Raw genomic sequence first — 25,914 nt, forward strand, 5'->3', positions numbered from 1 at the left:
AGGAACTTCTTCTTGGAATTGAATACAAAATGAGATACACTAAGTATCTTGCTGTCTGGCAATATTGGCGAAGGGGTCACACCTGTTCCCATCCCGAACACAGAAGTTAAGTCCTTCAGCGCCGATGGTACTTGGGCGGCAGCGCCCTGGGAGAGTAGGACATTGCCAGGCCGGCAACCTTGTTGCCGAAAAGGATCGTCTACTAAAAGCGCAACGTGCCATCGTTAACATGCGCAACGTCCTGTTGCGTTAACGATGCTAGACCGTCCTGGTCGTCGCTGTTGCAACGTAGACGTTAGCCCATCCGTGGGCGTCAATTTTGCACTTTGAAAACTGAATCATGGAAGAAACAATGCGCAATAGGAAAATCCAATTGTAACAACCTTTTAGGTGAAACCGGATTTCCATGAAAGAAAGCGGCATGAGAAACGAGAGATTCAAGGCGCGGCAGGACCGAGCAGCGGAGCGTATGATTTTGATACGTGAGCAGCGCAGGGACAACGCAACGCAGAAGATCGACGTTGATCAGGACGCTTGATTGGAAACCAGAGGTTAAGCTATAAAGGGCACACGGTGGATGCCTAGGCGCCAGGAGCCGAAGAAGGACGTGGCGAACTGCGAAATGCTCCGGTGAGCTGTAAGCAAGCGTTGATCCGGAGATGTCCGAATGGGGAAACCCACGATTCGTAATGGGATCGTACTCCTGCCTGAATCCATAGGGCAGGTAGAGGCAGACCAGGGGAACTGAAACATCTAAGTACCCTGAGGAACAGAAAACAATAGTGATTCCGTAAGTAGCGGCGAGCGAACGCGGAGAAGCCCAAACCGGAAGGTTCGCCTTCCGGGGTTGTAGGGCGTCTCACATGGAGTTACAAAAGACGGTCATAGATGAAGCGGCCTGGAAAGGCCCGTCACAGAAGGTAACAACCCTGTAATCGAAATGGCCGTCTCTCCGAGACGTACCCTGAGTACCACGAGACACGTGAAACCTCGTGGGAAGCTGGGAGGACCATCTCCCAAGGCTAAATACTACCTGGCGACCGATAGTGAACCAGTACCGTGAGGGAAAGGTGAAAAGCACCCCGGGAGGGGAGTGAAAGAGAACCTGAAACCGTGTGCCTACAACTAGTCGGAGCACATTAACTGTGTGACGGCGTGCCTTTTGTAGAATGAACCGGCGAGTTACGGTTGCGTGCGAGGTTAAGGTGAGAAGCCGGAGCCGCAGCGAAAGCGAGTCTGAACAGGGCGAGTGAGTACGCAGCCGTAGACCCGAAACCGTGTGATCTACCCATGTCCAGGGTGAAGGTGCGGTAACACGCACTGGAGGCCCGAACCCACGCACGTTGAAAAGTGCGGGGATGAGGTGTGGGTAGCGGAGAAATTCCAATCGAACTCGGAGATAGCTGGTTCTCCCCGAAATAGCTTTAGGGCTAGCCTCGGATTTACTGTACCGGAGGTAGAGCACTGATTGGATGCGGGCCCCTCGCGGGGTACCAAATTCAGTCAAACTCCGAATGCCGGCTACAGATATCCGGGAGTCAGACTGCGAGTGCTAAGATCCGTAGTCAAAAGGGAAACAGCCCAGACCACCAGCTAAGGTCCCTAAATCTTCACTAAGTGGGAAACGATGTGGAGTTGCCCAGACAACCAGGATGTTGGCTTAGAAGCAGCCACCATTTAAAGAGTGCGTAATAGCTCACTGGTCGAGTGACTCTGCGCGGAAAATGTAACGGGGCTAAGTGAAGTACCGAAGCTGTGGCTTGACACCGTAGGTGTCAGGGGTAGGGGAGCGTTCCTGCAGCGGTGAAGCTCGACCGAAAGGACGGGTGGAGCGGCAGGAAGTGAGAATGCCGGTGTAAGTAGCGAAAAGAAGGGTGAGAATCCCTTCCGCCGAAAGCCTAAGGGTTCCTGAGGAAGGCTCGTCCTCTCAGGGTTAGTCGGGACCTAAGCCGAGGCCGAAAGGCGTAGGCGATGGACAACAGGTGGAAATTCCTGTACTACCTCTACTTCATTTGAGCGATGGAGGGACGCAGGAGGGTAAGGCAAGCAGACTGCTGGTTATGTCTGTCCAAGCAATGAGGCGTGTGTATAGGCAAATCCGTACACTGTAACGCCGGGTTGTGATGGCGAGGGAAATTTAAGTACCGAAGTTCCTGATCTCACACTGCCAAGAAAAGCTTCTAGCGAGAAGTAAGGTACCCGTACCGCAAACCGACACAGGTAGGCGAGGAGAGAATCCTAAGGCGCGCGAGAAAACTCTTGCTAAGGAACTCGGCAAAATGACCCCGTAACTTCGGGAGAAGGGGTGCCCCGCTAGCGTGATAAGCGTGAGGGGGCCGCAGTGAAAAGGCCCAAGCGACTGTTTAGCAAAAACACAGGTCTCTGCGAAGCCGCAAGGCGAAGTATAGGGGCTGACGCCTGCCCGGTGCTGGAAGGTTAAGGGGAGCGGTTAGCGCGCAAGCGCGAAGCTGTAAACCGAAGCCCCAGTAAACGGCGGCCGTAACTATAACGGTCCTAAGGTAGCGAAATTCCTTGTCGGGTAAGTTCCGACCCGCACGAAAGGCGTAACGACTTGGGCACTGTCTCGGCAAGAGACTCGGTGAAATCATACTACCTGTGAAGATGCAGGTTACCCGCGACAAGACGGAAAGACCCCATGGAGCTTTACTGCAGCTTGATATTGAATGCTGGTATGATTTGTACAGGATAGGTGGGAGCCTTTGAACCCGGACCGCCAGGTTCGGTGGAGGCATCCTTGGGATACCACCCTGATTATGCCGGCCTTCTCACTCGCATCCCTTATCGGGATGGAGGACCGTGTCAGGTGGGCGGTTTGACTGGGGCGGTCGCCTCCTAAAGTGTAACGGAGGCGCCCAAAGGTTCCCTCAGAATGGTTGGAAATCATTCGCAGAGTGTAAAGGCACAAGGGAGCTTGACTGCGAGACCTACAAGTCGAGCAGGGACGAAAGTCGGGCTTAGTGATCCGGTGGTTCCGCATGGAAGGGCCATCGCTCAACGGATAAAAGCTACCCTGGGGATAACAGGCTTATCTCCCCCAAGAGTCCACATCGACGGGGAGGTTTGGCACCTCGATGTCGGCTCATCGCATCCTGGGGCTGAAGTAGGTCCCAAGGGTTGGGCTGTTCGCCCATTAAAGCGGTACGCGAGCTGGGTTCAGAACGTCGTGAGACAGTTCGGTCCCTATCTGTCGTGGGCGCAGGAAATTTGAGAGGAGCTGTCCTTAGTACGAGAGGACCGGGATGGACGCACCGCTGGTGCACCAGTTGTTCCGCCAGGAGCATCGCTGGGTAGCTATGTGCGGCCGGGATAAGCGCTGAAAGCATCTAAGCGTGAAGCCCCCCTCAAGATGAGATTTCCCACAGCATAAGCTGGTAAGACCCCTTATAGATGATGAGGTAGATAGGTTCGGGGTAGAAGTGTGGTAACGCATGGAGCTGACGAATACTAATCGGTCGAGGGCTTAACCCAATTTTTAAGGAATTCCTAACGCATCGTTTCTTCCAGTTCAGTTTTGAAGGTGCAAACCTTTAATTCTAGATGGACAGATGTCCGAGTTTGGTCGAAGGAGCACGATTGGAAATCGTGTAGGCGGGGTAAACCCGTCTCGTGGGTTCGAATCCCACTCTGTCCGCCATAAAAACACTTGTTAGAGTGAATGTTCTGCTAAAAGCAGGCACGTTCTGTTGGCCCGTTGGAGAAGCGGCTTAACTCACATGCCTTTCACGCATGCATTCAGGGGTTCGAATCCCCTACGGGTCACCATTGGAGGATTAGCTCAGCTGGGAGAGCATCTGCCTTACAAGCAGAGGGTCGGCGGTTCGATCCCGTCATCCTCCACCATAGATTATCGCGGGGTGGAGCAGTTGGCAGCTCGTCGGGCTCATAACCCGAAGGTCGCAGGTTCAAGTCCTGCCCCCGCAACCAAAATATTCATTCCAACTACGTCGAATTGACAACTTTGCTGGAATGAAATGAGTGGTACCCGCCAGGGTGCAACCAATTTATTCATTCTTTCAGCGTTGAATGATCTACTTTGCAGAGAATGAAATCAGTAGTAACCGTTAGGGTGCAACCAACATATGGAGCCGTGGTGAAGTTGGAGTTCACGCTGGACTGTCACTCCGGAGGTCGCGGGTTCGAGTCCCGTCGGCTCCGCCATTTATTCAAGAAGTAAACGGATCTCTCACCCGAGAGAAAACAGTATATGCAAAGTTGGCTCGGTAGCTCAGTCGGTAGAGCAGAGGACTGAAAATCCTCGTGTCGGCGGTTCGATTCCGTCCCGAGCCACCACCTTGTTATATGCTTGTCTCGTATTTTAGACCAGGTTAGTATGTTTTTATTTCGCCGGTGTAGCTCAACTGGTAGAGCACCTGACTTGTAATCAGGGGGTTGAGGGTTCAAGTCCTTTCGCCGGCACCATTAATATTCATTCTAACAACGTCGAATGAACTTCTTGGCAAAGAATGAAATCAGTAGTACCCGACAGGGTGTACCATTGATATTGATTTTAAATGCATAAATTTATAATTTGTTATCTTAAATCATTCCATTGTATAATGGAGGGGTAGCGAAGTGGCTAAACGCGGCGGACTGTAAATCCGCTCCCTTGGGTTCGGCGGTTCGAATCCGTCCCCCTCCACCATAATTGAAATAGGGGCATAGTTTAACGGTAGAACAGAGGTCTCCAAAACCTCCAGTGTGGGTTCGATTCCTACTGCCCCTGCCAATTTTAAAATGGCGGTCGTGGCGAAGTGGTTAACGCATCGGATTGTGGCTCCGACATTCGTGGGTTCGATTCCCATCGATCGCCCCATTGGGGTATAGCCAAGCGGTAAGGCAACGGACTTTGACTCCGTCATGCCCTGGTTCGAATCCAGGTACCCCAGCCATTCATGCGGACATAGCTCAGTTGGTAGAGCACGACCTTGCCAAGGTCGGGGTCGCGAGTTCGAGTCTCGTTGTCCGCTCCATTAATATTCATTCTAACTACATCGAATAAACTACTTAGTAAAGAATGAAATCAGATGTACCCGCAGGGTGCTCCATTAATATTCATTCTAACCAAGTCGATTTTACTGTTTATTATGGAGGCATAGCCAAGTGGTAAGGCAAAGGTCTGCAGAACCTTTATTCACCGGTTCAAATCCGGTTGCCTCCTCCATTTTATTGTGCCGGGGTGGCGGAACTGGCAGACGCACAGGACTTAAAATCCTGCGGTAGGTGACTACCGTACCGGTTCGATTCCGGTCCTCGGCACCACATAGTTAGTTCGGGAAGTGGCTCAGCTTGGTAGAGCACCTGGTTTGGGACCAGGGGGTCGCAGGTTCAAATCCTGTCTTCCCGACCATTTATAGTGCGGGTGTAGTTCAATGGTAGAACATCAGCCTTCCAAGCTGAATACGTGGGTTCGATTCCCATCACCCGCTCCATATTATGTACCGATTGGTACGCCATACATAAATAACGCGGTTTTTCGTTCCGGTAAGGACGAAGGATCGCGTTTTTCCCTTTCATTGGGCATTTATTTGGGAAAAGGAAGGTTAAAAGGAAAAAGGAGAGGAATCACTTGATTCTGCCAGATGAATTTTTGACATGTGTTCGATGTGAAGACGGTTTAAAGAGAGAAGAGGGACAAACGCCTGTTCCTGGTGCAGGAAGATTGGATGCGAAGGTTATGTTGATAGGGGAGAGCGCCGGCGCTGAAGAAATGAAATCTGCTCTGCCTTTTCAGGGTAAAGCTGGGGAGAATCTAAATGCTTTTCTTACTTCTGTGGGATTAAACAGAGACAGAATGTATATCGGTAACACAACACGCTGCAGGCCCTACAAAGAAAAGCAGACCATACTAAAAAACGGCTCTGTACGTATTACAAAGTCAAACAAGCCGCCATCTGCTCAGGCGATTAAAGCGTGCGCTATCTGGTTGGATTATGAAATTGAAATGCTTAATCCGAAATTGATAGTGACATTAGGTTCGATTCCGTTGAAGAGATTGACGGGAGACCAGGCAATCTCGGCTGTGCACGGAACCCTCTTAACCACTCCGATTCAACAAATGACAAAGGAGGGCAGGTATACGTTGTCTCAGCAACCTTATCACATTTTTCCTTTGTACCACCCTGCCTCAATTATTTATCGGCAGGAATTAAAGCAAGTTTTCGAACAGGATCTACAGAATTTGAGGGAAACAATCGACAATCTTTCAATTACGAGCGTGCTCCTGTAGGTTAAAAAAGTCCTTTCATTTTGTATGAACGGATTTTTTTATGCAAAAAACCAGTGCGTGCAGCAGAGAGCCACAGCTTCCTAATGTCAAACAGGGATTGTGGGAGTCCTGCCACACGAATGAATGTGATGATTGATTCCGGTATGCTTGAAGTCACCGAGCCTGTGTTCAACGAATTTAACGAGCCAGACCAACTGTTTAAAGCCTGGACAGTGCAAATGAGTGAAAAAGCAAACAACGATTGAACGGCAACACGACAAGGGTAAGAAAGGAGAGCGGGCAAAGCCTGCTCTCCTTTTTTGGCGCGCCTTTGCCTCCCGCAAAATCGATAAAGTATGATAAACTTTAAACAGTACCATGGAAATGGGAGATCGTGCTATGAAGAATGTCCAACAGGCAATGGGTGATTTTTTCCAGCGTTTAAAAAAAGATGGGTACAATCCTGATAATATTTCACCAGCCTTACATACAGTTGAAAAGATTGTTCGTCTGGAGCAGCTTCGCCGACATATTCTAACCTGTACCGACTGTGCGCTCTGTGAACGGGCCGAGGGCCGGGTTCCCGGCACCGGACACACCCGTACGCCTCTAATGGTTGTAGGGGAAGGACCTGGCGAGGATGAGGAAGACTGGGGCCTGCCGCTTGTAGGCATCAGCGGTTCACTGTTGACGCTGATTCTGAGCAAAGCGGGCATTCATCGTGAAGATATTTACCTTACAAATGTAGTAAAGTGCCGAGTTAGCGATGAGAAAGGTAAGAACCGTACGCCTGTGCGCGAGGAGACCATTGCGTGCTCTAAATATCTTAAAATGGAGCTCGAGCTGATTCGCCCGCGGGTCGTGATTGCGCTGGGAAAAGTAGCCCAGCAATTCTTTTTCCCCGAGCAGAAAACGATGGGTCCTCATCGGGGAAACGTATATGACTTTGAGGGCATCAAGGTTGTCCCAACCTGGCATCCGGCCTACGTTATTCGCCAGCGCGGGGATGACCTCTTAAAAGCAAAAAAAGAAGTATGGCATGATATTAAGGTTGCAGTCCATACTCTGCAAGAATTACTGAAAGCTTAAACGATTACATATAAAAAATACATAACAGACAAGGGTGGTAGCGTGAATTCAATTGGAAAATCACAAAATCTTTATGAACTGGCTGATAAGCCTCCTATAACAGTAACTTTAACGGCAGCCATACAGTGGTTCTTCATTACCCTGTCCAGTTCACTGGTTGTACCGCTGGTTATCGGCCAGCTATATGGATTAAATACACTTCAGGTCGGCCAATTTGTGCAGCAGACCTGCTTTTTTATTGGATTGGCGTCTCTGCTCCAAGTATGGTTCGGACACCGTCTACCGATTATTGAAGGACCCGCCGGCATGTGGTGGGGGATTTTTGTTATATTAGCCAGTCTGGGAAGCGTTACGGGCCAGACACCAGGAGAGGTTGGCCGGGAGCTGGAAATGGGCTTAATCCTAACAGGGATTATGCTAATGATTCTGGGGCTTACCGGTGTCATTGAACGCATCCAGAAATTATTTACCCCACTTGTAACAGGTGGTTACTTGATACTATTAGCTGTTTCGCTTAGCGGACCGGTTGTGAAAGGGATGCTGGGGATCGGCTATTTCGCAAAAAAGAGCGGGGTTAACGCGGGTGTATCTGTGGTTTCCTTAATACTTGTGTTTTTATCCTTTGTCATGATTCGATCACGCTATAAATATCTTAGAAGTTTCGCCATACTGATCAGCATGTTGATTGGATGGGCTGTATTTGGCATTCTCGGCTGGACGCAGCCTGTGAGCGGAAACCATCCGCTTTTCTCCCTGCCGCACCTCTTTTTCTGGGGCAGCCCAGTATTTCACCTTGGAACGGTTGTTACCGCGATGCTAACGGGCCTGATTCTGCTCACGAACTTGATAGCCAGTATTGTCGTGGTCGGAAATGTTGTAAATGTAAGGCCGGATAACCGCGACTACAGGCGCGGCGGGGTTGCCACTGGCGTTGCACATATCTTGTCCGGAGTTGGCGGAATTGTCGGCCTTGTACCTGTATCGATCGCTGCCGGTGTTATTCAGGTATCTCGCATTGCATCCCGGCTCCCTTTTGTTCTGGCTTCCATTATGGTGTTGATTCTGGGCTTAATGCCGTCGGTAAGCAGCCTGATTGCTGAACTGCCTTCTCCAGTCGGTTATGCAGTCATGTTTGTTACGTTTACGCAGCTGCTGGGCTTTGGCCTGCAGGATTTAGGCCGTATTCAGTTAAGCGAACGAAATATCATGGTCATTGGATTTGGCCTGATGGCAGGTATCGGGCTGATGTTTGTTCCTGTAGAAGCGCTGCGATCCCTGCCGCCTTTTGTCAGTTACCTGGCTGGAAATGGGCTGGTTATTGGCGTACTGCTTATTATTTTTCTTGAGCATGTAGTATTACGCTCCTCAAGGGAGATCAAGTAGCAGTGATATCGTGATAGCCTTATCTCCAATTCAATCGATACAACGAACAAACGTGTTTCGCGCAAAAGTTTTTACGGGAAACACGTTTTTATTTCCAACATAGAACGTTAAGGCCGCCTGTTCTTATCAGGAAATAATCAAAAAGGGCTGGCCGTCTATGCCGGAGCTTCCTCCGTTAATATTGGTGAACATCTCCGCAGCGCCACGGAGAATTTGTTCCTCAGGGTACCGGTTGTATGCGGGCGGAATAAAGAAAATATGTAAGAGCTCCACAGTTGCTTCATCCACACGCGTTCGAACTGAATCGACAAATGGACTGCCGAATATTCCTTTATTATCTGCCAGGAAAAACTTGTCCTCTCCGGTAATTTCCCGCCCATTTAAACCATCATACACATCTCCCAGTTCACCGGAGCGCAAAATAATGTCGCCTTGAATTTTATCCGCGTTATAGAGCCCTGCAGGAAGGCCAAACTGTATAGAGAGAAAGTTATTTACATCCACGCCGGAATTGACCCAGCTGAAAGGCTTATTTTGTAAAATGCGCCGGATAAGCGCTTCATTGGAAGGGCGGTAACGGGAGGGATCCATCCCAAGTGATTTGAAAACCGATCGCATTTCTTTAACACCCGGCACATCAGAAACAGCCTTGTCCAGATAATCCATGCGCATGTTTTCCATGAATAAATTAACGCGACCTTGCAGCAATTTAGGTGTTGCAGAAAGCTTGCTTTCATGATAGCGTATGATTCCCAGCCTTAAACCTGGGACTTTTTCTTTTATAGCAGGATGGATTGTATAGAGCCGTGTCACGTTGCCACCTCTTTTTTTCTTTTAATTTTAACATAATCGCCCTTTTTTCAGGAAAACAATGCTTTTTCAGCAGGGGGATCAATTTGTTATACTAGGAGTAATGACGAACAAAGAGAGGTTCTGAATGAAGGAAGTTACGATTTATACAGATGGCGCCTGTTCTGGCAATCCGGGTCCGGGCGGTTGGGGGGCCGTGTTGTTATACGGAGACCACAGAAGGGAAATGTCCGGCGCCGAGGATGTTACAACAAACAACCGGATGGAGTTAACAGCTGCCGTAATGGCGATGAAGGCGCTGAAAGAGCCCTGCAATATTAAGCTGCATAGCGACAGCGCTTATTTGGTAAACTGCTTCAAACAGGGATGGTACAAGAACTGGATTAAAAATGGCTGGAAAAACAGCAAAAAACAACCGGTGGAAAATAAAGACCTATGGCAGGAACTTCTGGCACTTATGAACATTCATAAAGTTGACTTTGTCAAAGTGAAAGGCCATGCCGATAATGAATTAAACAACCGCTGCGATGAACTGGCCACCGGAGCCATTCGCAGATAGAAATAGGAAGAGAGGCAACAATGAGCAGCCTACAGCAGCAGCGTGTGCCTCATCCGGAGTCTCATGCTGTTTCATTAAAACAAGAAGTGATCGACTATGCCCATTCCATTGGCATCGATAAAATTGGCTTCGCCAGTGCAAATCCTTTCCTTGCGCTTAAGGACAGGCTGTATACACACAGAGATAACGGCTATGAATCAGGCTTTGAGGAAAAAGACATTGAAAAAAGAACAGACCCGGCTGTCACGATGCCAGAGGTTAAAAGCATTATTTCCATTGCGCTTGCTTATCCGTCCCGTATGGAATCGCCGCCAAAGTCTGAGAAGGGTCAGTACCGGGGCATCATGGCCCGGGTGGCCTGGGGGGACGATTACCATACGGTGCTGCGAAATAAATTAAAGAAAATTCAAACGTTTTTAAAGGAGCAAATTCCGGGTATAGTAACCGAGTCTATGGTTGATACAGGTGTCCTATCCGATCGTGCGGTCGCGGAACGGGCGGGAATTGGCTGGGTTGGGAAAAACACTTCCCTCATTACACCGGAATTTGGCTCATGGGTGTATCTGGGGGAGATGCTGACCAGCTATCCATTCGAACCGGATGTTCCGCTGGTGGATGAATGCGGGGAATGCACCTTATGCATCGATTCATGCCCGACAGGCGCTATAGTCAAAGGAGGGCAGCTCAATTCTCAGCGCTGTGTTGCGTATCTTACTCAGGTGAAAGATTATATTTCAGAAGAGTTTCGTGACGCAGTAGGGAACCGGTTGTACGGGTGCGATACATGTCAGCAGGTGTGCCCAAAAAACAGGAAGATCAACTTCACCCATCATGCTGAGTTCACACCCGATCCGGAAAATATGAAACCCTTGCTTAAGCCGCTGCTTACCATTGGCAAAAAGGAATTTGCCCGCCGATTCGGCACATCTTCAGCTGCCTGGCGGGGAAAGAAGCCGATTCAGCGAAATGCCGTGCTAGCGCTAGGCTTTTTTAAGGATGCTTCAGCTGTTGAACCGCTTATCGATGTAATCAATCAAGATGAACGTCCTGCTATGCGCGGTACTGCGGCCTGGGCTTTAGGCAGAATTGGCGGCGAACGTTGCCAGGAAGCCCTTAACGCTGTCAAACTGACAGAAAAGGACACTACCGTGCTAAAGGAAATCGACAAAGCACTATCAACTATGGAAATTGTCGAATAAATCTTCTCGCATTTCTCATCACGGCGAGTGTAAGATAATGGGAGAGTTCTAAGGGGAGGGATAGAGTGAAGCCTGAAGTTTTTTACACCATTTATGACAGCCCGCTTGGTCCGCTTACGCTGGGCGCTACTCATGCCGGTTTATGCTGGGTGGAATTTGGGCGGGGTGATTCTACACAGTGTTCGCTGCTCCGTTGGGCGAACAGATGGCTACACACGGATAAAATTCAATATAGTCCCGAGGCACTAATGGAAGTGATTGAACAGCTGGATGAGTACTTCTCCGGAATCCGTAAAGAATTTACGGTGCCGCTCGATATATATGGAACGGCCTTCCAGAAGGTCGTGTGGGAGGCGTTAACGAAAATTCCGTTTGGGGAAACCCGTTCATACAAGGATGTTGCCCTTGCCATTAATGCGCCAAAGGCTGTGCGTGCTATAGGTATGGCGAACAATAAAAATCCACTTTCGATTTTTATTCCATGCCACCGCGTGATTGGTTCCAATGGCGCTCTTGTCGGTTACGGGGGCGGGCTTAATATTAAAGAATATTTGCTAAAACATGAGCATGCTCTTCAAGAAACGAATCCTGCAGATGTTATTGTCCATGCTTCTGCCCACCGTTAGAAAACGTCAGGCCGGCTCCGCTTTTAAAGTGGAAGCCGGCCTCTAGTTATTCATGAATCCTATAAAAATGTTTGCAGGAAACTTTCTTCTTTTTAGGGTGTGACTTTAGCTGTGGCGCTCCGTTTTGTGTAATTAAGCGTCCTTCGTTCCTGAGCGGCCCTAAAATTGCGGTTAAGGGAACGCACAGAGTTCGTCCCGGAACCAGGGGATTGACCCATTCCGATATAAGACTCGCAGGCGGATTCCAGTACGCGTGCCCCTGATTCAATTAAGTCTCCAAGAGCACTGCTGCGCGCAATCATGGTGAATACCTGCTTGGAACCCGGGGCAACCGCCATGGATACATTCGGATGTACGGTCTTTCCCTTTAGCAGGCTCGCAACTGTCATCAAATCTGAGAACGACGAATTTGTGCAAGAACCGACGACAACCTGCTGGACGGGGATAGGGCCTACTTCTCTTACTTTTGCGACATTATCCGGGCTATGCGGCCGTGCAACAAGCGGCTCAAGTTTGTCCAGATCGATATGCAGCACTTCGTCGTACTGGCAGCCTTCATCTGCGCTTAACGGTATCCAATCGCCTTCGCGCCCCTGGGCTTTTAAATAGTGCCGCGTGTTTTCATCGCTTGTAAAAATGGAAGTGGTGGCCCCAAGCTCAGCGCCCATGTTCGTAATGGTTGCGCAGAACTACAAGATGGTCATAATTTTTTGCGTCAAGTTCAAAGCCATGATATTATTACCTCCTTGTGCTGGATTCTACATTCCTTTACCCATTCGTTTAGCTGAACCACTATTTCTATCCGTAAAGAAACATTTTCTCCATTACTTTTCTTAGGCTAAGTTTTATCTAAAAAAATGTTTGATTCGTTTGAATTATGAAAAAATGGAGAACCAACTAAGAATGTAAGCATACGCTGGTAGAGCAGGGGGTGGGTGCAATGACTACATACAACAGAGTCGAGGCTGTTCGCTATGCCGATCTCTGGTGGAACGATACAAACCCGGGGTTTCTCAGGTTTCCGGATGACTGTACCAACTATGTTTCCCAGTGCCTGTATGCTGGAGGAATTGCGATGATTCATACAGGTGATCGGGGCAGTGGCTGGTGGTATCAGGCAACAGGAACGGATGCCGATACATGGAGCTACAGCTGGGCCGTGGCCCACAGCTTTCGATGGATGCTCGAGGGCGGGGAAGTTATTTCTGCCCAACGTAAAGCGGACGCATCTGCGTTAACCATTGGGGACGTTATCTGCTATGATTTTGACGGAGATGGGAACTGGGATCATACGACGATAGTGGTGGCGAAAGATGCGAATGGCATGCCCCTTGTGAATGCGCATACAATAGACAGCCGGCATAGAGAGTGGGGTTACAAAGATTCAAGCGAATATACAGAGAATACACAATACCTGTTTTTTCATCTTTTGGGGTGAATATGCTATGATTGTGTTGAGGTGAGATAAGAATGGCTTTTCATATCGTTCTTCACGAACCGCTCATTCCGGCTAATACAGGGAATATTGCCCGCACATGCGCGGCAACAGGAACCCATTTGCATTTAATTAAGCCGCTGGGTTTCTCGACAGATGACAAGTACCTAAAAAGGGCGGGGCTTGACTACTGGTATGCGGTGAATCTTACGTATTACGATTCATTTGCAGAGTTTGCCGGCAAGCATCCGGAAGGGCGATTCTTTTTTATTGAAACGAACGGAGAGACCTACCATTCCGATGAAGAATACCGGGATGGTGATTTTTTTGTGTTCGGCAAAGAAACAAGCGGGATTCCTGCTGAGATCATGAAGCAGTATCCGGGAACCGTAATCCGCATCCCCATGAGCGATGCAACACGTTCCTTGAACCTTTCCAACACAGCCGCTATTGTACTATATGAAGGGCTGCGCCAGGTGGGGTATCCTGGAATGAAGTAGCCGATTTCCAACTGTACGAAAATAAGGGGGACCCAACCATATGGCACATAAAGCGATTCTTTTTGACATGGACGGCACACTGCTTACGATAGATACGGAAGCTTTTGTGGGCCGTTACATGAAGCGTCTCGGCGAATACACAGGCCATTTGATTGCACCGGATTTGCTTGTGAAATCGCTTTGGAAAGCTACCAAAGTGGCGATGCAAGACAATAGCCCGAACCGTACAAATGCGGATATCTTTGAAGAAAACTTTCTAAAGTTTGGGAACATAAGCCGGGATGAGATCTGGCCGGTATTTGACCGATTCTATGAGGAGGAATTTCCCCTGCTGCGGGGCAATATTGAGCCTCACCCTGCCGCCATTAAAATCGTGAAAGAAGCGCAAAAGCAGGGCTACCGTCTGGTCGTTGCTACGAATCCAGTCTTTCCAGAAGGGGCGATTATGGAGCGGCTGAAGTGGACAGGAATTGAAGCCAGCTCTTTTGAGTGGATCACCTTTATGGAGAATTCCCACTACTGCAAGCCGAATCCCCGCTATTTCCAGGAGATTAGTGAACGGCTTGGCATTGACCCCGGGAACTGTATCATGATTGGCAACGACATGCAGCAGGATATGGTTGCAAAGGAAATCGGAATGAAAACATACCTTGTCACGGATTATAAAATTGACCGGGGAACGCCGCAGTATGCTGTAGATGGAATGGGCACGCTTCATGAGCTGTACCAACAGTTGTCCGAGGAAAAAGGTATATTTGCCGGCGAGTAGAGGGATTCATTTCTTTTTAGATAATTTTTAATTGAATTATTATTTGTAGATCGGTTGACACCTTGGATGACGGATTGTAATATAAGTTTCATGAAAACTTCATAGCTGGCTTATCAAGAGAGGTGGAGGGACTGGCCCGATGAAACCCGGCAGCGGATTTTTACCCTTATTAGCAGCGGATTTTGCTGATCGAGTATAAGGGGAAAAATGCTGTGCCAATTCCAGCAGGAAATATTCCTGGCAGATAAGAGTGTAAAGTCTTAAAGACAAGCCCTCCTGGTTCTGCCAGTGAGGGCTTTTTTAGTTGATAGGAAAGTATGTGCGCATCCTATCCACATAAGCGTAGGCTAAGGCTGTCGACCTTCGCCTGCGGCTTGGCGTCAGCCAAGTTTTCTAACTAATAATAAAGAAAAGGGGTAGAAAAATGAAAAAATGGATTATCGCAGTCCTTATGCTGTTCACGGTGGGCGTACTTTCCGCATGCGGCAATAATGCAGGCAGCAGCACTGGCGGTACAGATAACGCCGCCAAGACTACAAGCATTACGGTAGGCGCAAGCGCCGTGCCTCATGCTGAAATTCTTAACTTTGTTAAGGATAAATTAAAACAAGAGGGCGTCGACATGAAGGTGCAGGTATTCAATGACTATGTACTGCCAAACATGGCCCTGGAGGACAAGCAAATTGATGCCAACTACTTCCAGACGGTTCCTTACCTTGATGATTTCAACAAGAAGCACAACACGCACATTGCAGCATTAGACGGCATTCACTTCGAGCCGATGGGTCTTTTCGGAGGCAAGCAAAAAGCGAAGCAGCCTAAAACAGGTGCTGTTGTCGCTATACCGGACGATACGACCAACACAGCACGTGCACTGAAACTGCTTGAAACAACTGGATGGATTAAGCTTACACCAACCAAGAAGATTATCGAATTAACTCCTCAGGATATCGTTCAAAATCCATATAAAATTATCATTAAGCCGATGAAAGCTGACATCTTGCCGCGAGCGCTTAGTGATGTAGATTATGCCGTCATTAATGGTAACAATGCATTAAATGGCGGACTGAAACTCCAAGATGCCGTCTCAATGGAAAAGGCTACTTCTGAAGCAGCTAAAACATTCGCAAACATCATTAGTGTTAAAAAAGGCGATGAAAACAACCCAGCCATTCAAAAACTGATTAAAGTGTTAAAATCCGATGACGTGAAAAAATTCATCAACGATAAATACAAGGGTGCCGTAGTCGCGGTATTCTAATTTGCAAAAGCCGCCGTTCTGTTACCAGCAGAACGGCGGCTTTTTTTTGTGTGTAAGCCTTGCATGTCAGCTGCTTCTGTCGAATAGGATAGTAGAAATGCACTCAACAATAATCCATTAACTATCCCGGAACAAAGAAAAGGAGAGGAGTGCCAATGGATATCCTAAAGAGAATTACAGAATATCAGGCGCGAGAAGAACAGCTGGCCTGGGAAGGATCGTTTGCGGAATATCTGCAACTGGTCAGGAAGAATCCCAATCTCACCCAAACTGCTCACTCCCGAGTCTACAATATGATTAAGCATGCGGGTATAGAACACCACGAAGACGGGAGCAAATCGTACTCATTCTTCAGTCGGGAAATTTTCGGCCTAGATCGGTCCATCGAAAAACTGGTCGAGGAATATTTCCACTCGGCAGCTATGCGGCTTGATGTACGTAAAAGGATTCTCTTATTAATGGGTCCGGTAAGCGGTGGTAAATCAACACTTGTTACGATGCTAAAGCGCGGGCTTGAGAAATTTTCCCGGACAAACGAAGGTGCCGTGTATGCGATAAAAGGCTGCCCGATGCACGAGGAGCCACTGCATTTAATTCCGCACGAGATGCGGGGCGATGTAGGCGACGAGCTGGGCGTTATTATTGAAGGCGAACTGTGCCCATACTGCACAATGAAATTGGAAACAGAATATAATGGCAGAATCGAAGAAATGCCAGTAGAACGTGTGTTGTTCTCCGAGGCCAAACGGAAAGGGATCGGTACCTTCAGCCCGTCCGACCCGAAATCGCAGGATATCGCGGACCTCACGGGCAGCATCGACTTCTCAACGATTACAGAGTACGGTTCAGAGTCTGACCCGCGGGCCTACCGTTTTGACGGGGAGCTTAATAAAGCAAACCGCGGCCTGATGGAATTCCAGGAAATGCTCAAGTGTGACGAGAAATTCCTCTGGAACCTGCTGTCGCTTACACAGGAAGGAAACTTTAAAGCCGGCCGCTTCGCCTTAATAAGCGCAGATGAATTAATAGTCGCTCATACGAATGAATCGGAATACCGTTCTTTTATCGGCAACAAAAAGAATGAAGCGCTGCAGTCACGCATTATCGTCATGCGGATTCCATATAATCTGCGCGTGTCCGATGAAGAAAAAATCTACAGCAAACTTATCAAGCAGAGTGAACTTGGCCATGTCCATATCGCACCACATGCGCTGCGGTCAGCCGCTATTTTCTCCATCCTAACCCGTCTGAAGGATTCCAAAAAGCAGGGTGTGGATCTTCTGAAGAAAATGCGCCTGTATAATGGGGATACAGTAGAAGGCTTTAAAGAGTCGGATGTAAAAGAGCTGCAGAATGAGTTCCAGGATGAAGGCATGAGCGGCATTGACCCTCGGTACGTTATCAACCGCATTTCAAGTGCCCTCATCCGTCGCGATACGGAGTGCATCAATGCGCTTGATATTCTGCGGGCGCTCAAGGACGGTTTGGATCAAACTGCTACGATTTCCAAGGAAGAGAAGGATCGCTACCTCAACTTTATCTCCGTCGCTCGCAAAGAATATGATGAGCTGGCAAAGAAAGAAGTGCAAAAGTCGTTTGTGTATTCGTATGAAGAATCCGCTAAATCGCTGATGGACAATTACCTGGATAATGTGGAGTCGTATTGCAACAGAAACAAAATGCGTGACCCGATTACCGGCGAAGAAATGGATGCGGACGAAAAGCTGATGCGCTCGATAGAAGAACAGATTGGAATATCAGAGAATGCTAAGAAGGCTTTTCGCGAAGAAATTCTTATCCGAATCTCGGCTTACGCACGCAAAGGGAAACGGTTTGACTATAACAGCCATGACCGTCTCCGTGAAGCGATTGAAAAAAAGCTGTTTGCTGACCTCAAAGATGTGGTTAAAATCACTACCTCTTCCAAGACGCCTGATGAAGTTCAGTTGAAAAAGGTAAATGAAGTAACCGCACGTCTTATTGATGAACACGGATACTGCCCGATCTGCGCAAACGAACTTCTCCGCTATGTAGGCAGCCTGTTAAACAGGTAGCGGATAAGGGGGAGTTGTGATGGAAGATCGCCCTTTGTATATCATTTCGCGTGAGGACTGGTCACTGCACCGGAAGGGCAATCAAGACCAGCTGCGCCACCAGGAGAAAGTAAAAGAAGCGATTAAGAAGAACCTCCCTGACCTGGTGAGCGAAGAAAATATCATTTTGTCCAATGGGCGCGACGTTGTGAAAATTCCTATTCGCTCGCTCGATGAATATCGGTTCCGCTACAACTACAACAAGAACCAGCACGTGGGCCAGGGCAATGGCAAATCGAAGGTAGGCGATGTTGTCGCCAGGGACGGGGAGCCCACTGACGGTCCGGGCAAGGGCCAGGGTGCAGGTGATGCGCCCGGCGATGATTTCTATGAAGCGGAAATTACGGTAGAAGAGCTGGAAGAAATGCTGTTTGCGGAAATGGAGCTTCCTAATCTGCAGCAGAAAGATAATGACGAGATCATTGTGACAGACATACGTTTCAATGATATCCGCAAGAAAGGCCTAATGGGCAATATCGACAAGAAGCGGACACTGCTTGAAGCCCTCCGCCGCAACGGTCTAAACGGCACGCATAAGTGGACGATATCCAATGAAGATCTGCGCTTTAAAACATGGGAAGAGATTGTTAAGCCCCATTCCAACGCTGTGATTATTGCTATGATGGATACAAGCGGATCCATGGGAGCACTGGAAAAGTACGTAGCCCGCAGTTTTTTCTTCTGGATGACCCGCTTTCTGCGGACCCGCTATGAGAAAGTGGAAATCGTGTTTATCGCGCACCATACGGAAGCAAAAGAAGTGACGGAAGATGCATTCTTTTCTAAAGGGGAGAGCGGCGGAACGATATGCTCCTCTGCCTACCGGAAGGCGCTTGAAATCATCGGTGAAAGGTACAATCCGGTCATGTATAATATTTATCCGTTCCACTTCTCAGACGGCGACAACCTAACCTCTGACAATGAGCGTTGTGTAAAGCTAGTAAAAGAGCTGATGGCCGTAAGCAATATGTTTGGCTATGGGGAAGTAAACCAGTATAACTCTTCAGGATCTATACGAAAATCCACATTAATGTCTGTCTTTGAGAAAATAAGTGATCCGAAGTTTAAATACTGTATAGTTAGTGAAAAAAAGGAGGTTTATAAAGCCTTACGGACTTTCTTTAGGAAAGAGGCATGAGGGCTTCCTAAATCGGAAGCCTCGGTACAATTTCTAATTCGAATTGATCCTTTTTGGTCCATTCTTTATTTCGAGTGTAGTACACTTTTTCTAGGATGGATTTTAATAAATGGTTTTTTTCAACTGGGTCGTCAATTTCTCTGTATTCATCGATGACCTTCTTGATTTGAGGGATAATGTTTTCTTTATGTTGGAGCTGGGCTTCTTCCAGCTCTATTTCTTTTTTTAATTGCTCAATATTAGCTTCAGCTTCTTTTAGCTTTTGACTAATGGCCTGGTGCCTTTGCAAGAATATCTCCTCGGTGTAAATCTTCTTTTCTAGCATTTCAAATGCTGTTTCTCTCATCCCGTGAAGTTCTTCAGTCTCTTTTTCTATCTTCTTCACTTGTTTTTGTTTACGCTCAATCATAGACTCTTCTTGTTCAGCGGAAGCAGCTAACTCATTCTGTTCAAGCGAAGCTTGTTCCACCAATAATGCTAACGAATCAATCACTCTTTGTTCCAACAGAGGAAGCAGAACTCCTTTTTGAAATGGTTGGCAGGTTGGTGTGATACAACGCAATTGTGGGTTTGGTCGATCTTTACTATGGGACTGATACAATGCACGTCCACAACGGCTGCATTTGATGATTCCGGCCAGTGGATTAGATAATTGTAGCCCTTCCTTTGTAGGGGCCCTGTAGCGTCCCTGGATGGCCAGATTTGCTTGGTCGAATAATTCTTGCGTAACAATGGGTTCATGTGCATTCTCGTGTCGTACCCACAGTTCTGGGGGCAGATTCTTTTTGGTTCGCTTACCGTTTCTTTTGGTGTATTTATGCTTTCCCCAAATAATATGGCCGAGATACACTTCATTTTTAATTATGTAGCTTACTGTGGATTGCTCCCACATATCGCCTTCTGGCGGCTTAATGCCAAGCAAATCGAGTTGCTTTACAACTGCCTGTCGTCCGTGACCAGCTGCAGCAAGCTCGAATATTTTACGTACTATGGGCGCCTCTTCTGGGTGAGGATGCAACTTTAGATTCTCATCTCTCTCATAACCATAGGGAGGTTTACGACTGATTGATTTTCCATCCTTTGCTGAACGGCGCCGACCACCTTGCATACGTTTTGTTATTTGTCGCAGCTCCTCACGAGCAATAATGGATTTCACGCCGAACAATAATTCGGCACCTTCAGCATTACAATCAATTACTTCGGTAGGCGTAATGATAAGAGTGTCAGAGAACTTAAAGGAGCGAAAGATTGTTCCTGCATCGATCATATCACCGCGGCCAAGTCGGTCAAGGTCCATCACGACAACGGCTTCTACTGCACCTTCATCCACTTGGCGAAGCATTTCTTGTGCAACATCTCGTTCAGAAAGAAACTCCCCAGAAACAACTTCTTCGAGTATGGCAATGACATTGTGCTGCTCACGCTTAACGAGCTCCAGCAGTTCTTTACGGTGCTTTGAAAGCGTATCGTAGTGTCTCCCACTATCCAATGCTTTTTTCTCTTCTTCTATGTCTTTCCGGCTTTTACGGAGATAAATAAAAACATCTTTGCCGATAGGGCGTGACATGGAATCACCTCGCTATGATTGTATCATCCAATGAAAGAAAAAGACTGTCATTTTTTCTGTCATGAAAGATGTATGAATTTATTTAATAGGAATACATGTTCTTTTTTTTCATGAATAATGAAAGAGACGAAGGATGCACTTTTCAAATGATATCTTTTCCCTTTTCTCTCACCTTACGAGCCAGAATTCTTCGTTAAAGTATGCTGATTCTGTCCGTAATGAGCTTCTATATGGCAGTTAGGACAAATAGCTGCCAAGTGTTCTGGATTATCAGGACCACCATCAGAGAGCCGACGTATATAAAGATTGTTCTCCGTTTATAGTGGTTGCAAAAGGGGCCAGCAGGCCTGGTATAAACATTAAGAGCCTCCCTTAACCGTTCTTTCAATAACAAAAGATAAATCATTATCTTATTATAGGATTTTTTTATCTGTAATATATGTTTGAATTATTGTTACTAGGAGTAAGTAACTATGCTATGACAAGATTCGACACAAATTTTAAATCATCTGTTATATAATCTTATAGGTATTTAAGACTTTGCGTTGAAAAACAAATAAGGTAAGGTGGATGATATGGAAATATTTAACGAAAAATTCATTGAGGAAAAAGATGGAGTAGGTAAATGGTCTTTTCATACGTTGGAAGGTAACAATAAATATGAACATTCTTTTGTCGGTATTTTTAAAAACAAAGAATTTGATGGGAAATATTCAAGAAATAATATTAGGCTAATGAATGAATATAATAATGAAATAGATGAGTTCAATTTGAATCTAGAAGAATTGCGAAAAAAAGGACAACCTTTAAAATTCGAAGGAACTTCAGAATATACGAATGGTAGCTCTGTTCTTGTAAGTCCCTTAACAAATATTACTTCGTTTTTGGATATTGAATGTTATGGAAGGTTTTCAAAAGTTAAAGTAGAGGAAATCTCCTTTTTTCAGCCCTTCTATTTTGTGAAACTTGATATTTCAGTAAAAGAACCATTTAAAGATACCGTATTTCATAATGGCCCAAATGGAAAGAAAAAAGGCGGAGCAAAGTGGACGGGAGCATTTCCGGTAATAGCTACGCATGCATTTCATTTGAAGTTTGGAAATGGTCACATTTGTAATTATACAGATAATGATGTTATGCGGATTCCTTATATATCATATAATATGGGAAGTCATGAATGGAAAAATGAACGAGGTGAAAGGTTTCTATATCCGATGAAACGACCTATATATGGTAAACCAGGTATAAGTAATATTGATAGGGGAGAAATTGAGAAGGTTACATTTTTGAAACTAATAAGGAGCAACAATTTACAAAGATTTTGTAGAGAAGGCAAGTTGTAAATTAAGAGGAACAGATCAATCAGCGTATTAGCTTCTCGTTAAAATTCGTTAAATAAATTTTAAATATGTATTGAGTTCGAATTGTAAAAAATTCTCAGTTTTGATCGTTTATTTTCGAATAAAGACGATCAAAATTTCGTAATTAATAGGTGAAGACAATCAGAAAGTGGAGGTTATTATATGGAGACTTTTAATTTAATCGCAAGCGCTTGTTCTATAGCATCATTCCTTATGTCTATTTTTGTGGTTAGTAAAGTGATAAAAATAAATAGTAACTTATCGGTAAATAGTAATAATAAAGATAATAGAAAATATAAACAAAACACTCGTGGTCAAAATTCCCCTATCGTTAATGCTGAAGGAGATTCAAACTACCGTGTAAATGATAAATAATACAGGATATGAAGTGTGAGGATAGTGAAAATGTGGCAGAATACAAAGGGACCGAATTCTTCCATCTATAATGCTGACAGAGATATATATAATGGGTGCTCCTTTTTTGGATCAGGGGATGTACCGATTAATATTGATGCAGATGAGATTAAAAGTTTAATTGATATTTTTTATAATGCCAAAGATGATTTAAGAGTCATGATTGACCAAAGAGTCATAGAGGGAAGAATTCAGAGTAAGAGAACAAAAATTAACAGGAAAAATGAAATTAATGGGATGTCTGATGAATACTATAGGAAGGTATTGATACCTAAAATTCCTAGCTTCGAAGAAATAGAGCAATTTTTGGGGAATAGTGATAATGAAAAAGAAAACGAGGCTTATCTCTATATTGTAGATTCAATAAATGGCTCATTAATAGCATATAAAGAATTGTTTTCTGATTTTGACAAAGCTCTAGATTATCTTATGAAAAAATCGATAGAATTAATTCAACAAAAATACGGGAGAATTGAAATAAATAAAAAAGATTTGATAAAAAAATTTATCGCTTTTATGTACTTTTATTGTGATATTGGTGAAAACGATGAAAATTAGACCTAATAAGCATATGGATATATCAAAGTCTCTTTTAAGCAATACAGCAAAGTTAATATCTATATTAACTGAGCAAGAATACTTCCAATTTAACGAATTATATATTAAGTATAAAATCAGGAATAAAAATGCTAATTACAAAAATTTTATTCTATCAATCGACATGCTTTTTTGTTTTGGAAAAATTAGCTATAACAAAAATAACGATTTAATAGGGTTGTGTCAAAATGAAACTGAGCAAACTGTATAGTAATCTTGATGATTTATTTCAACCTATCAATTTTAAAGATTCAATTAATATTGTGCTGGCCGAAGTTAGGAACCCACAGAATCAAACAAAATCCACTCATGATTTAGGGAAGTCTTTGTTGGCCTCTTTGATTGATTACTGCTTACTTAAAGAAGCTAAAAAAGGACAATTTATAAGGGATAACTATAAAAAATTTGAACTTTTTATATTTTTTCTTGAAATTCAACTACCAGATGGTCGATTTTGTACAATAAGAAGAGCTGTAAAATCCAGAGAAAAAGTCATGATAAAAGTTCATGAGGTAGGTAAGAGAAATTATAAAGAATTACCGAAGAGTGAATGGGATTTCCAGGGGGGCTTGAAAAATCCATACAGTACTTGAACGACCTTTTGCAATTTGAAGTTTTAAGAAATCGAAATTATAGAAAAACACTTTCTTATTTTTTAAGGGATAATCAGAGTTATGTAGATGTCTTCCAGCTTTCAAAACATATAGGAAAACATATAAATTGGAAGCCTTTAGTGATAGAACTATTGGGATTTGATACTCAATCCGTTATAAAAAAGTATGAAATAGACGCCGAAATACAAAGGTTACAGGAAGTTAGGAATGAATTAGCCAAACTAAATGATGCACAAGCGGGGGAAGCTGAGAGATATAGGGTTTTTCTAGATATTAAACTAGAAGAACTTCAGGAAAAGGAAGAAGAGTATAGTCGTTTCGATTTTAGTACCAGTGATATTGAAAAGCCTAAAGAACTGGTACAGGAGGTGGATGCTGAAATTACAAAATATATAAATGAAAATTATTATTTGAAAAAACAAATAGAAAATGCAACAAAGTCTATTTTTGATTATAGAATAGACTTAAAAGAACTGGAGTCATTTTACAAAGAAATTGGGTTATATTTTGAAAAACAATTAGTCAAAGAATACGAAGACTTAGTAGCGTTTCATTATGAACTAACAGAAGAAAGAAATGAAATATTATCCGAAATTATTGAGGAAGCAAGTTCCAAATATAATCAAAATGTGCTAGAAATCAGTCGTTTTAATCTAAGAAGAGCAGAACTATTGCAATATTTAAATGCTACAGATGCAATGGAGAAATATAAAGTGCTGCAAGAAGAAATTATTGGTTTGAAAGCTGACATATTAAACTTACAAGATAAAATCAAAAGTTTACATGAGACACATGATAAAGACTTGCAAATTCAGGACTTATTCACAAAACGATCTCAAGAAGTTTACAATATAAGACAAGAGATTTACGGTAAAAAGAATACGTTGTTAACTACTATCAAGCATCATTTCTCATCTATAATAAATAAGTCAGTTGGAGATATTGGTATTATTACTTTGGATATCAATAAGAATGATAATGTAGATATTAAACCTGAAATAGTAGACCAAGATACGAAATCCAAAGGGAATAAAGGCGATGGCACAACGTATAAAAAACTTATGTGTGCAGCATTCGATCTTGCTTTATTAGCTACATACAGCCCGATGAAATATTTTAAATTTGTTTACCATGATGGTATTTTTGATGGACTCGATAATCGTCAAAAAAATAATTTTTATCGTGTGATTCAAAAGTATGTCAGTAAATATAACATCCAGTACATTTTCACTGCAATTCAGGATGAATTACCTCCAGAGATAAATTCCGAAAATACAATAGAGAAGTTAAAAGAAGAAGGAACCATCATAAGAGTATTGCATGATGATGGAAATGAAGGTCGATTGTTTAATATGCCACCTTTTTAATATTGCAACTAAGACTACTTAAAGTAAGTGATTTAAATTAACAATTGATCGTACGATTACTAAAGGAAATCCGTCAACAATCTAAAAAGTAAACGAAAAGCGGGTGAAATGCTCGCTTTCTCTATATAAACTTTTTGCACTATTCTATTCCAATCAGAATCAGTAGATTAGGGTACAAAACCCCACAAGCATTTGTTTCTCCTCCATTTCTAACACTTTATTTTTTATTATCCCCGTTGCATATCCATTATTCTCAAGCCAGCTTTATCATGCCAACGCGCCCTTCGCCTCGACCATAAATTGCAAATACAAATTAATCTATCCACTCAATACTTCCATACTGCCCGCGCCATCGGCTTATAACCGATATCGCCTTCTGGTCAAAATCAAGTTCTAACCGATATTGCGCAAACTCTTCAGTCACAAGAAAAATATCAGCAATTTCCTCGATGGCAAGGCCTTCAGCAGGCATCTCATCGTACATGATTTTCATAAATTGACGTGGCATCAATAGATACGCAGACATTCTTTTGGCCTGCTGCTCTGTTTTATCCAGCAAAATCTTATCTGCCAGCAGCTCTGAAACGTGATGAGCGTATATATGGCAGAACTCCTCGGCCAGTAAGATTTTTTTATCGATTGGGTTAAGGCCTGGGCGAATGAAAATAATTCCCCTGCGGCCCTTTGTGGAAGGTATCGAAAAAGCATTCAAAGGTTTGTCCACCATTTCTGGGCAAAATATTTCGTCTAAAGGCATGATTTTAACTCCATACCGGTAACAAATTTCTTCGATGTCAATTTCGTCAGGATGTTTAAAGTTAAAATGGAGGAGCACTTTGTTTGCACGTTCTTCCCAATAACTGATCGGTTTCTTAGGTAACAATTGTGATAAGTTCATAATCCTTC

The 25,914-nt window shown here is 44.7% G+C and carries 24 protein-coding genes, 16 tRNA genes, 2 rRNA genes and 1 riboswitch; of the genes, 37 read left to right on the top strand and 5 right to left on the bottom strand.

The annotated features are described in order from the left end of the window. The first annotated feature begins 54 nt into the window (after nucleotides 1-54). From rrf to PP175_RS05295, 22 genes are all read left to right on the top strand, one after another. A 5S ribosomal RNA gene (rrf, locus tag PP175_RS05190) occupies nucleotides 55-171 on the top strand. Between the two features lie 379 nt (nucleotides 172-550). After that, nucleotides 551-3,489: ribosomal RNA gene (locus PP175_RS05195) — 23S ribosomal RNA — on the top strand. A gap of 71 nt (nucleotides 3,490-3,560) precedes the next feature. Further along, a tRNA-Ser gene (locus PP175_RS05200) sits at nucleotides 3,561-3,655 on the top strand. A 51-nt stretch (nucleotides 3,656-3,706) separates the two neighbouring features. Further along, nucleotides 3,707-3,783, top strand: a tRNA-Glu gene (locus PP175_RS05205). Between the two features lie 2 nt (nucleotides 3,784-3,785). Continuing rightward, nucleotides 3,786-3,861: transfer RNA gene (locus PP175_RS05210), tRNA-Val, on the top strand. Nucleotides 3,862-3,869: 8 nt separating this feature from the next. Next, nucleotides 3,870-3,945: transfer RNA gene (locus tag PP175_RS05215), tRNA-Met, on the top strand. A 157-nt stretch (nucleotides 3,946-4,102) separates the two neighbouring features. Next, nucleotides 4,103-4,179 (top strand) — tRNA-Asp (locus tag PP175_RS05220). Nucleotides 4,180-4,235: 56 nt separating this feature from the next. Further along, a tRNA-Phe gene (locus PP175_RS05225) sits at nucleotides 4,236-4,311 on the top strand. 53 nt (nucleotides 4,312-4,364) lie between these two features. Continuing rightward, nucleotides 4,365-4,440, top strand: a tRNA-Thr gene (locus tag PP175_RS05230). Nucleotides 4,441-4,579: 139 nt separating this feature from the next. After that, nucleotides 4,580-4,663: transfer RNA gene (locus PP175_RS05235), tRNA-Tyr, on the top strand. A 10-nt stretch (nucleotides 4,664-4,673) separates the two neighbouring features. After that, nucleotides 4,674-4,747, top strand: a tRNA-Trp gene (locus tag PP175_RS05240). A gap of 11 nt (nucleotides 4,748-4,758) precedes the next feature. Next, a tRNA-His gene (locus PP175_RS05245) sits at nucleotides 4,759-4,834 on the top strand. Nucleotide 4,835: 1 nt separating this feature from the next. Further along, nucleotides 4,836-4,910, top strand: a tRNA-Gln gene (locus PP175_RS05250). Nucleotides 4,911-4,915: 5 nt separating this feature from the next. Then, nucleotides 4,916-4,991: transfer RNA gene (locus tag PP175_RS05255), tRNA-Gly, on the top strand. A gap of 116 nt (nucleotides 4,992-5,107) precedes the next feature. Further along, nucleotides 5,108-5,182 (top strand) — tRNA-Cys (locus PP175_RS05260). Nucleotides 5,183-5,191: 9 nt separating this feature from the next. Beyond that, a tRNA-Leu gene (locus PP175_RS05265) sits at nucleotides 5,192-5,280 on the top strand. An 11-nt stretch (nucleotides 5,281-5,291) separates the two neighbouring features. Then, nucleotides 5,292-5,368: transfer RNA gene (locus tag PP175_RS05270), tRNA-Pro, on the top strand. Nucleotides 5,369-5,376: 8 nt separating this feature from the next. Beyond that, nucleotides 5,377-5,450 (top strand) — tRNA-Gly (locus PP175_RS05275). Between the two features lie 137 nt (nucleotides 5,451-5,587). Further along, on the top strand, nucleotides 5,588-6,247 hold the full coding sequence (locus PP175_RS05280) for a uracil-DNA glycosylase (protein WP_272441756.1): 660 nt from the start codon (nucleotides 5,588-5,590) through the stop codon (nucleotides 6,245-6,247). Between the two features lie 119 nt (nucleotides 6,248-6,366). After that, on the top strand, nucleotides 6,367-6,492 hold the full coding sequence (locus PP175_RS05285; RefSeq protein WP_272441757.1) for a hypothetical protein: 126 nt from the start codon (nucleotides 6,367-6,369) through the stop codon (nucleotides 6,490-6,492). Between the two features lie 133 nt (nucleotides 6,493-6,625). Then, nucleotides 6,626-7,315: a uracil-DNA glycosylase gene (locus tag PP175_RS05290; protein ID WP_272441758.1), complete on the top strand. Its 690-nt coding sequence runs from the start codon at nucleotides 6,626-6,628 to the stop codon at nucleotides 7,313-7,315. A 42-nt stretch (nucleotides 7,316-7,357) separates the two neighbouring features. Beyond that, on the top strand, nucleotides 7,358-8,698 hold the full coding sequence (locus tag PP175_RS05295) for a purine/pyrimidine permease (protein ID WP_272441759.1): 1,341 nt from the start codon (nucleotides 7,358-7,360) through the stop codon (nucleotides 8,696-8,698). Between the two features lie 126 nt (nucleotides 8,699-8,824). Here the strand turns inward: PP175_RS05295 and PP175_RS05300 are convergent, their stop codons facing one another. After that, a complete protein-coding gene (locus PP175_RS05300; protein ID WP_272441760.1) occupies nucleotides 8,825-9,511 on the bottom strand; it encodes a B3/B4 domain-containing protein in 687 nt (228 codons plus the stop codon). A 124-nt stretch (nucleotides 9,512-9,635) separates the two neighbouring features. Between PP175_RS05300 and rnhA the strand changes: the two genes are divergently transcribed. The 3 genes from rnhA (at nucleotide 9,636) to PP175_RS05315 (ending at nucleotide 11,892) form a co-directional block, all read left to right on the top strand. After that, on the top strand, nucleotides 9,636-10,067 hold the full coding sequence (gene rnhA / locus PP175_RS05305; protein WP_272441761.1) for a ribonuclease HI: 432 nt from the start codon (nucleotides 9,636-9,638) through the stop codon (nucleotides 10,065-10,067). A gap of 20 nt (nucleotides 10,068-10,087) precedes the next feature. Beyond that, nucleotides 10,088-11,266 carry a tRNA epoxyqueuosine(34) reductase QueG gene (gene queG, locus PP175_RS05310; RefSeq protein ID WP_272441762.1) on the top strand — a complete coding sequence of 393 codons (1,179 nt, stop codon included), beginning with the start codon at nucleotides 10,088-10,090 and terminating at the stop codon, nucleotides 11,264-11,266. Nucleotides 11,267-11,331: 65 nt separating this feature from the next. Continuing rightward, nucleotides 11,332-11,892, top strand: a complete 561-nt coding sequence (locus PP175_RS05315; RefSeq protein WP_272441763.1) for a methylated-DNA--[protein]-cysteine S-methyltransferase — start codon at nucleotides 11,332-11,334, stop codon at nucleotides 11,890-11,892. Between the two features lie 92 nt (nucleotides 11,893-11,984). On the opposite strand, the gene PP175_RS05320 is transcribed toward PP175_RS05315, so the two are convergent. Next, nucleotides 11,985-12,569 carry an aconitase family protein gene (locus tag PP175_RS05320; RefSeq protein WP_272443193.1) on the bottom strand — a complete coding sequence of 195 codons (585 nt, stop codon included), beginning with the start codon at nucleotides 12,567-12,569 and terminating at the stop codon, nucleotides 11,985-11,987. 263 nt (nucleotides 12,570-12,832) lie between these two features. Between PP175_RS05320 and PP175_RS05325 the strand changes: the two genes are divergently transcribed. The 6 genes from PP175_RS05325 to yhbH all read left to right on the top strand — a co-directional run bounded on the left by PP175_RS05325 (nucleotide 12,833) and on the right by yhbH (nucleotide 19,088). After that, on the top strand, nucleotides 12,833-13,330 hold the full coding sequence (locus PP175_RS05325; RefSeq protein ID WP_272441764.1) for an amidase domain-containing protein: 498 nt from the start codon (nucleotides 12,833-12,835) through the stop codon (nucleotides 13,328-13,330). 32 nt (nucleotides 13,331-13,362) lie between these two features. Continuing rightward, nucleotides 13,363-13,827, top strand: a complete 465-nt coding sequence (gene trmL, locus PP175_RS05330) for a tRNA (uridine(34)/cytosine(34)/5-carboxymethylaminomethyluridine(34)-2'-O)-methyltransferase TrmL (RefSeq protein ID WP_272441765.1) — start codon at nucleotides 13,363-13,365, stop codon at nucleotides 13,825-13,827. A 40-nt stretch (nucleotides 13,828-13,867) separates the two neighbouring features. Next, nucleotides 13,868-14,596: an HAD family hydrolase gene (locus PP175_RS05335; RefSeq protein ID WP_272441766.1), complete on the top strand. Its 729-nt coding sequence runs from the start codon at nucleotides 13,868-13,870 to the stop codon at nucleotides 14,594-14,596. 107 nt (nucleotides 14,597-14,703) lie between these two features. Further along, nucleotides 14,704-14,847, top strand: a riboswitch (SAM riboswitch). A gap of 173 nt (nucleotides 14,848-15,020) precedes the next feature. Continuing rightward, nucleotides 15,021-15,857 carry a MetQ/NlpA family ABC transporter substrate-binding protein gene (locus PP175_RS05340; RefSeq protein WP_272441767.1) on the top strand — a complete coding sequence of 279 codons (837 nt, stop codon included), beginning with the start codon at nucleotides 15,021-15,023 and terminating at the stop codon, nucleotides 15,855-15,857. 155 nt (nucleotides 15,858-16,012) lie between these two features. Further along, nucleotides 16,013-17,911: a PrkA family serine protein kinase gene (locus PP175_RS05345; protein WP_272441768.1), complete on the top strand. Its 1,899-nt coding sequence runs from the start codon at nucleotides 16,013-16,015 to the stop codon at nucleotides 17,909-17,911. Between the two features lie 19 nt (nucleotides 17,912-17,930). After that, entirely contained in the window at nucleotides 17,931-19,088 is a 1,158-nt protein-coding gene (gene yhbH, locus PP175_RS05350) for a sporulation protein YhbH (RefSeq protein WP_272441769.1), read from the top strand. Nucleotides 19,089-19,095: 7 nt separating this feature from the next. On the opposite strand, the gene PP175_RS05355 is transcribed toward yhbH, so the two are convergent. Together PP175_RS05355 and PP175_RS29835 are read right to left on the bottom strand one after the other, a co-directional pair. Continuing rightward, the gene (locus tag PP175_RS05355; protein ID WP_272441770.1) at nucleotides 19,096-20,655 is read right to left on the bottom strand and encodes a recombinase family protein; all 1,560 of its coding nucleotides are present in this window, start codon (nucleotides 20,653-20,655) and stop codon (nucleotides 19,096-19,098) included. Nucleotides 20,656-20,828: 173 nt separating this feature from the next. Further along, a complete protein-coding gene (locus PP175_RS29835) occupies nucleotides 20,829-20,954 on the bottom strand; it encodes an HNH endonuclease (protein WP_442870450.1) in 126 nt (41 codons plus the stop codon). A gap of 276 nt (nucleotides 20,955-21,230) precedes the next feature. On the opposite strand from PP175_RS29835, the gene PP175_RS05360 reads away from it, so the two are divergent. From PP175_RS05360 to PP175_RS05380, 6 genes are all read left to right on the top strand, one after another. Next, nucleotides 21,231-21,998: a hypothetical protein gene (locus PP175_RS05360; protein WP_272441771.1), complete on the top strand. Its 768-nt coding sequence runs from the start codon at nucleotides 21,231-21,233 to the stop codon at nucleotides 21,996-21,998. A gap of 180 nt (nucleotides 21,999-22,178) precedes the next feature. After that, on the top strand, nucleotides 22,179-22,391 hold the full coding sequence (locus tag PP175_RS05365) for a hypothetical protein (RefSeq protein WP_272441772.1): 213 nt from the start codon (nucleotides 22,179-22,181) through the stop codon (nucleotides 22,389-22,391). Nucleotides 22,392-22,421: 30 nt separating this feature from the next. Beyond that, on the top strand, nucleotides 22,422-22,988 hold the full coding sequence (locus PP175_RS05370) for an ABC-three component system protein (protein WP_272441773.1): 567 nt from the start codon (nucleotides 22,422-22,424) through the stop codon (nucleotides 22,986-22,988). Between the two features lie 13 nt (nucleotides 22,989-23,001). After that, nucleotides 23,002-23,238, top strand: coding sequence for an ABC-three component system middle component 6 (locus PP175_RS29840; RefSeq protein WP_442870451.1), 237 nt, complete (start codon nucleotides 23,002-23,004; stop codon nucleotides 23,236-23,238). Then, nucleotides 23,216-23,620: a hypothetical protein gene (locus tag PP175_RS05375; RefSeq protein ID WP_272441774.1), complete on the top strand. Its 405-nt coding sequence runs from the start codon at nucleotides 23,216-23,218 to the stop codon at nucleotides 23,618-23,620. Before PP175_RS29840 ends, PP175_RS05375 begins: the two co-directional genes overlap by 23 nt. Beyond that, nucleotides 23,578-25,008, top strand: coding sequence for a DUF2326 domain-containing protein (locus tag PP175_RS05380; RefSeq protein WP_272441775.1), 1,431 nt, complete (start codon nucleotides 23,578-23,580; stop codon nucleotides 25,006-25,008). The genes PP175_RS05375 and PP175_RS05380 overlap by 43 nt, the downstream gene beginning before the upstream one ends. Before the next feature lie 313 nt (nucleotides 25,009-25,321). Here the strand turns inward: PP175_RS05380 and PP175_RS05385 are convergent, their stop codons facing one another. Next, nucleotides 25,322-25,906, bottom strand: a complete 585-nt coding sequence (locus PP175_RS05385) for an ImmA/IrrE family metallo-endopeptidase (protein WP_272441776.1) — start codon at nucleotides 25,904-25,906, stop codon at nucleotides 25,322-25,324. Nucleotides 25,907-25,914: the final 8 nt, after the last annotated feature.

The sequence above is a fragment of the Aneurinibacillus sp. Ricciae_BoGa-3 genome, from assembly GCF_028421645.1.
GTDB lineage: Bacteria > Bacillota > Bacilli > Aneurinibacillales > Aneurinibacillaceae > Aneurinibacillus_B.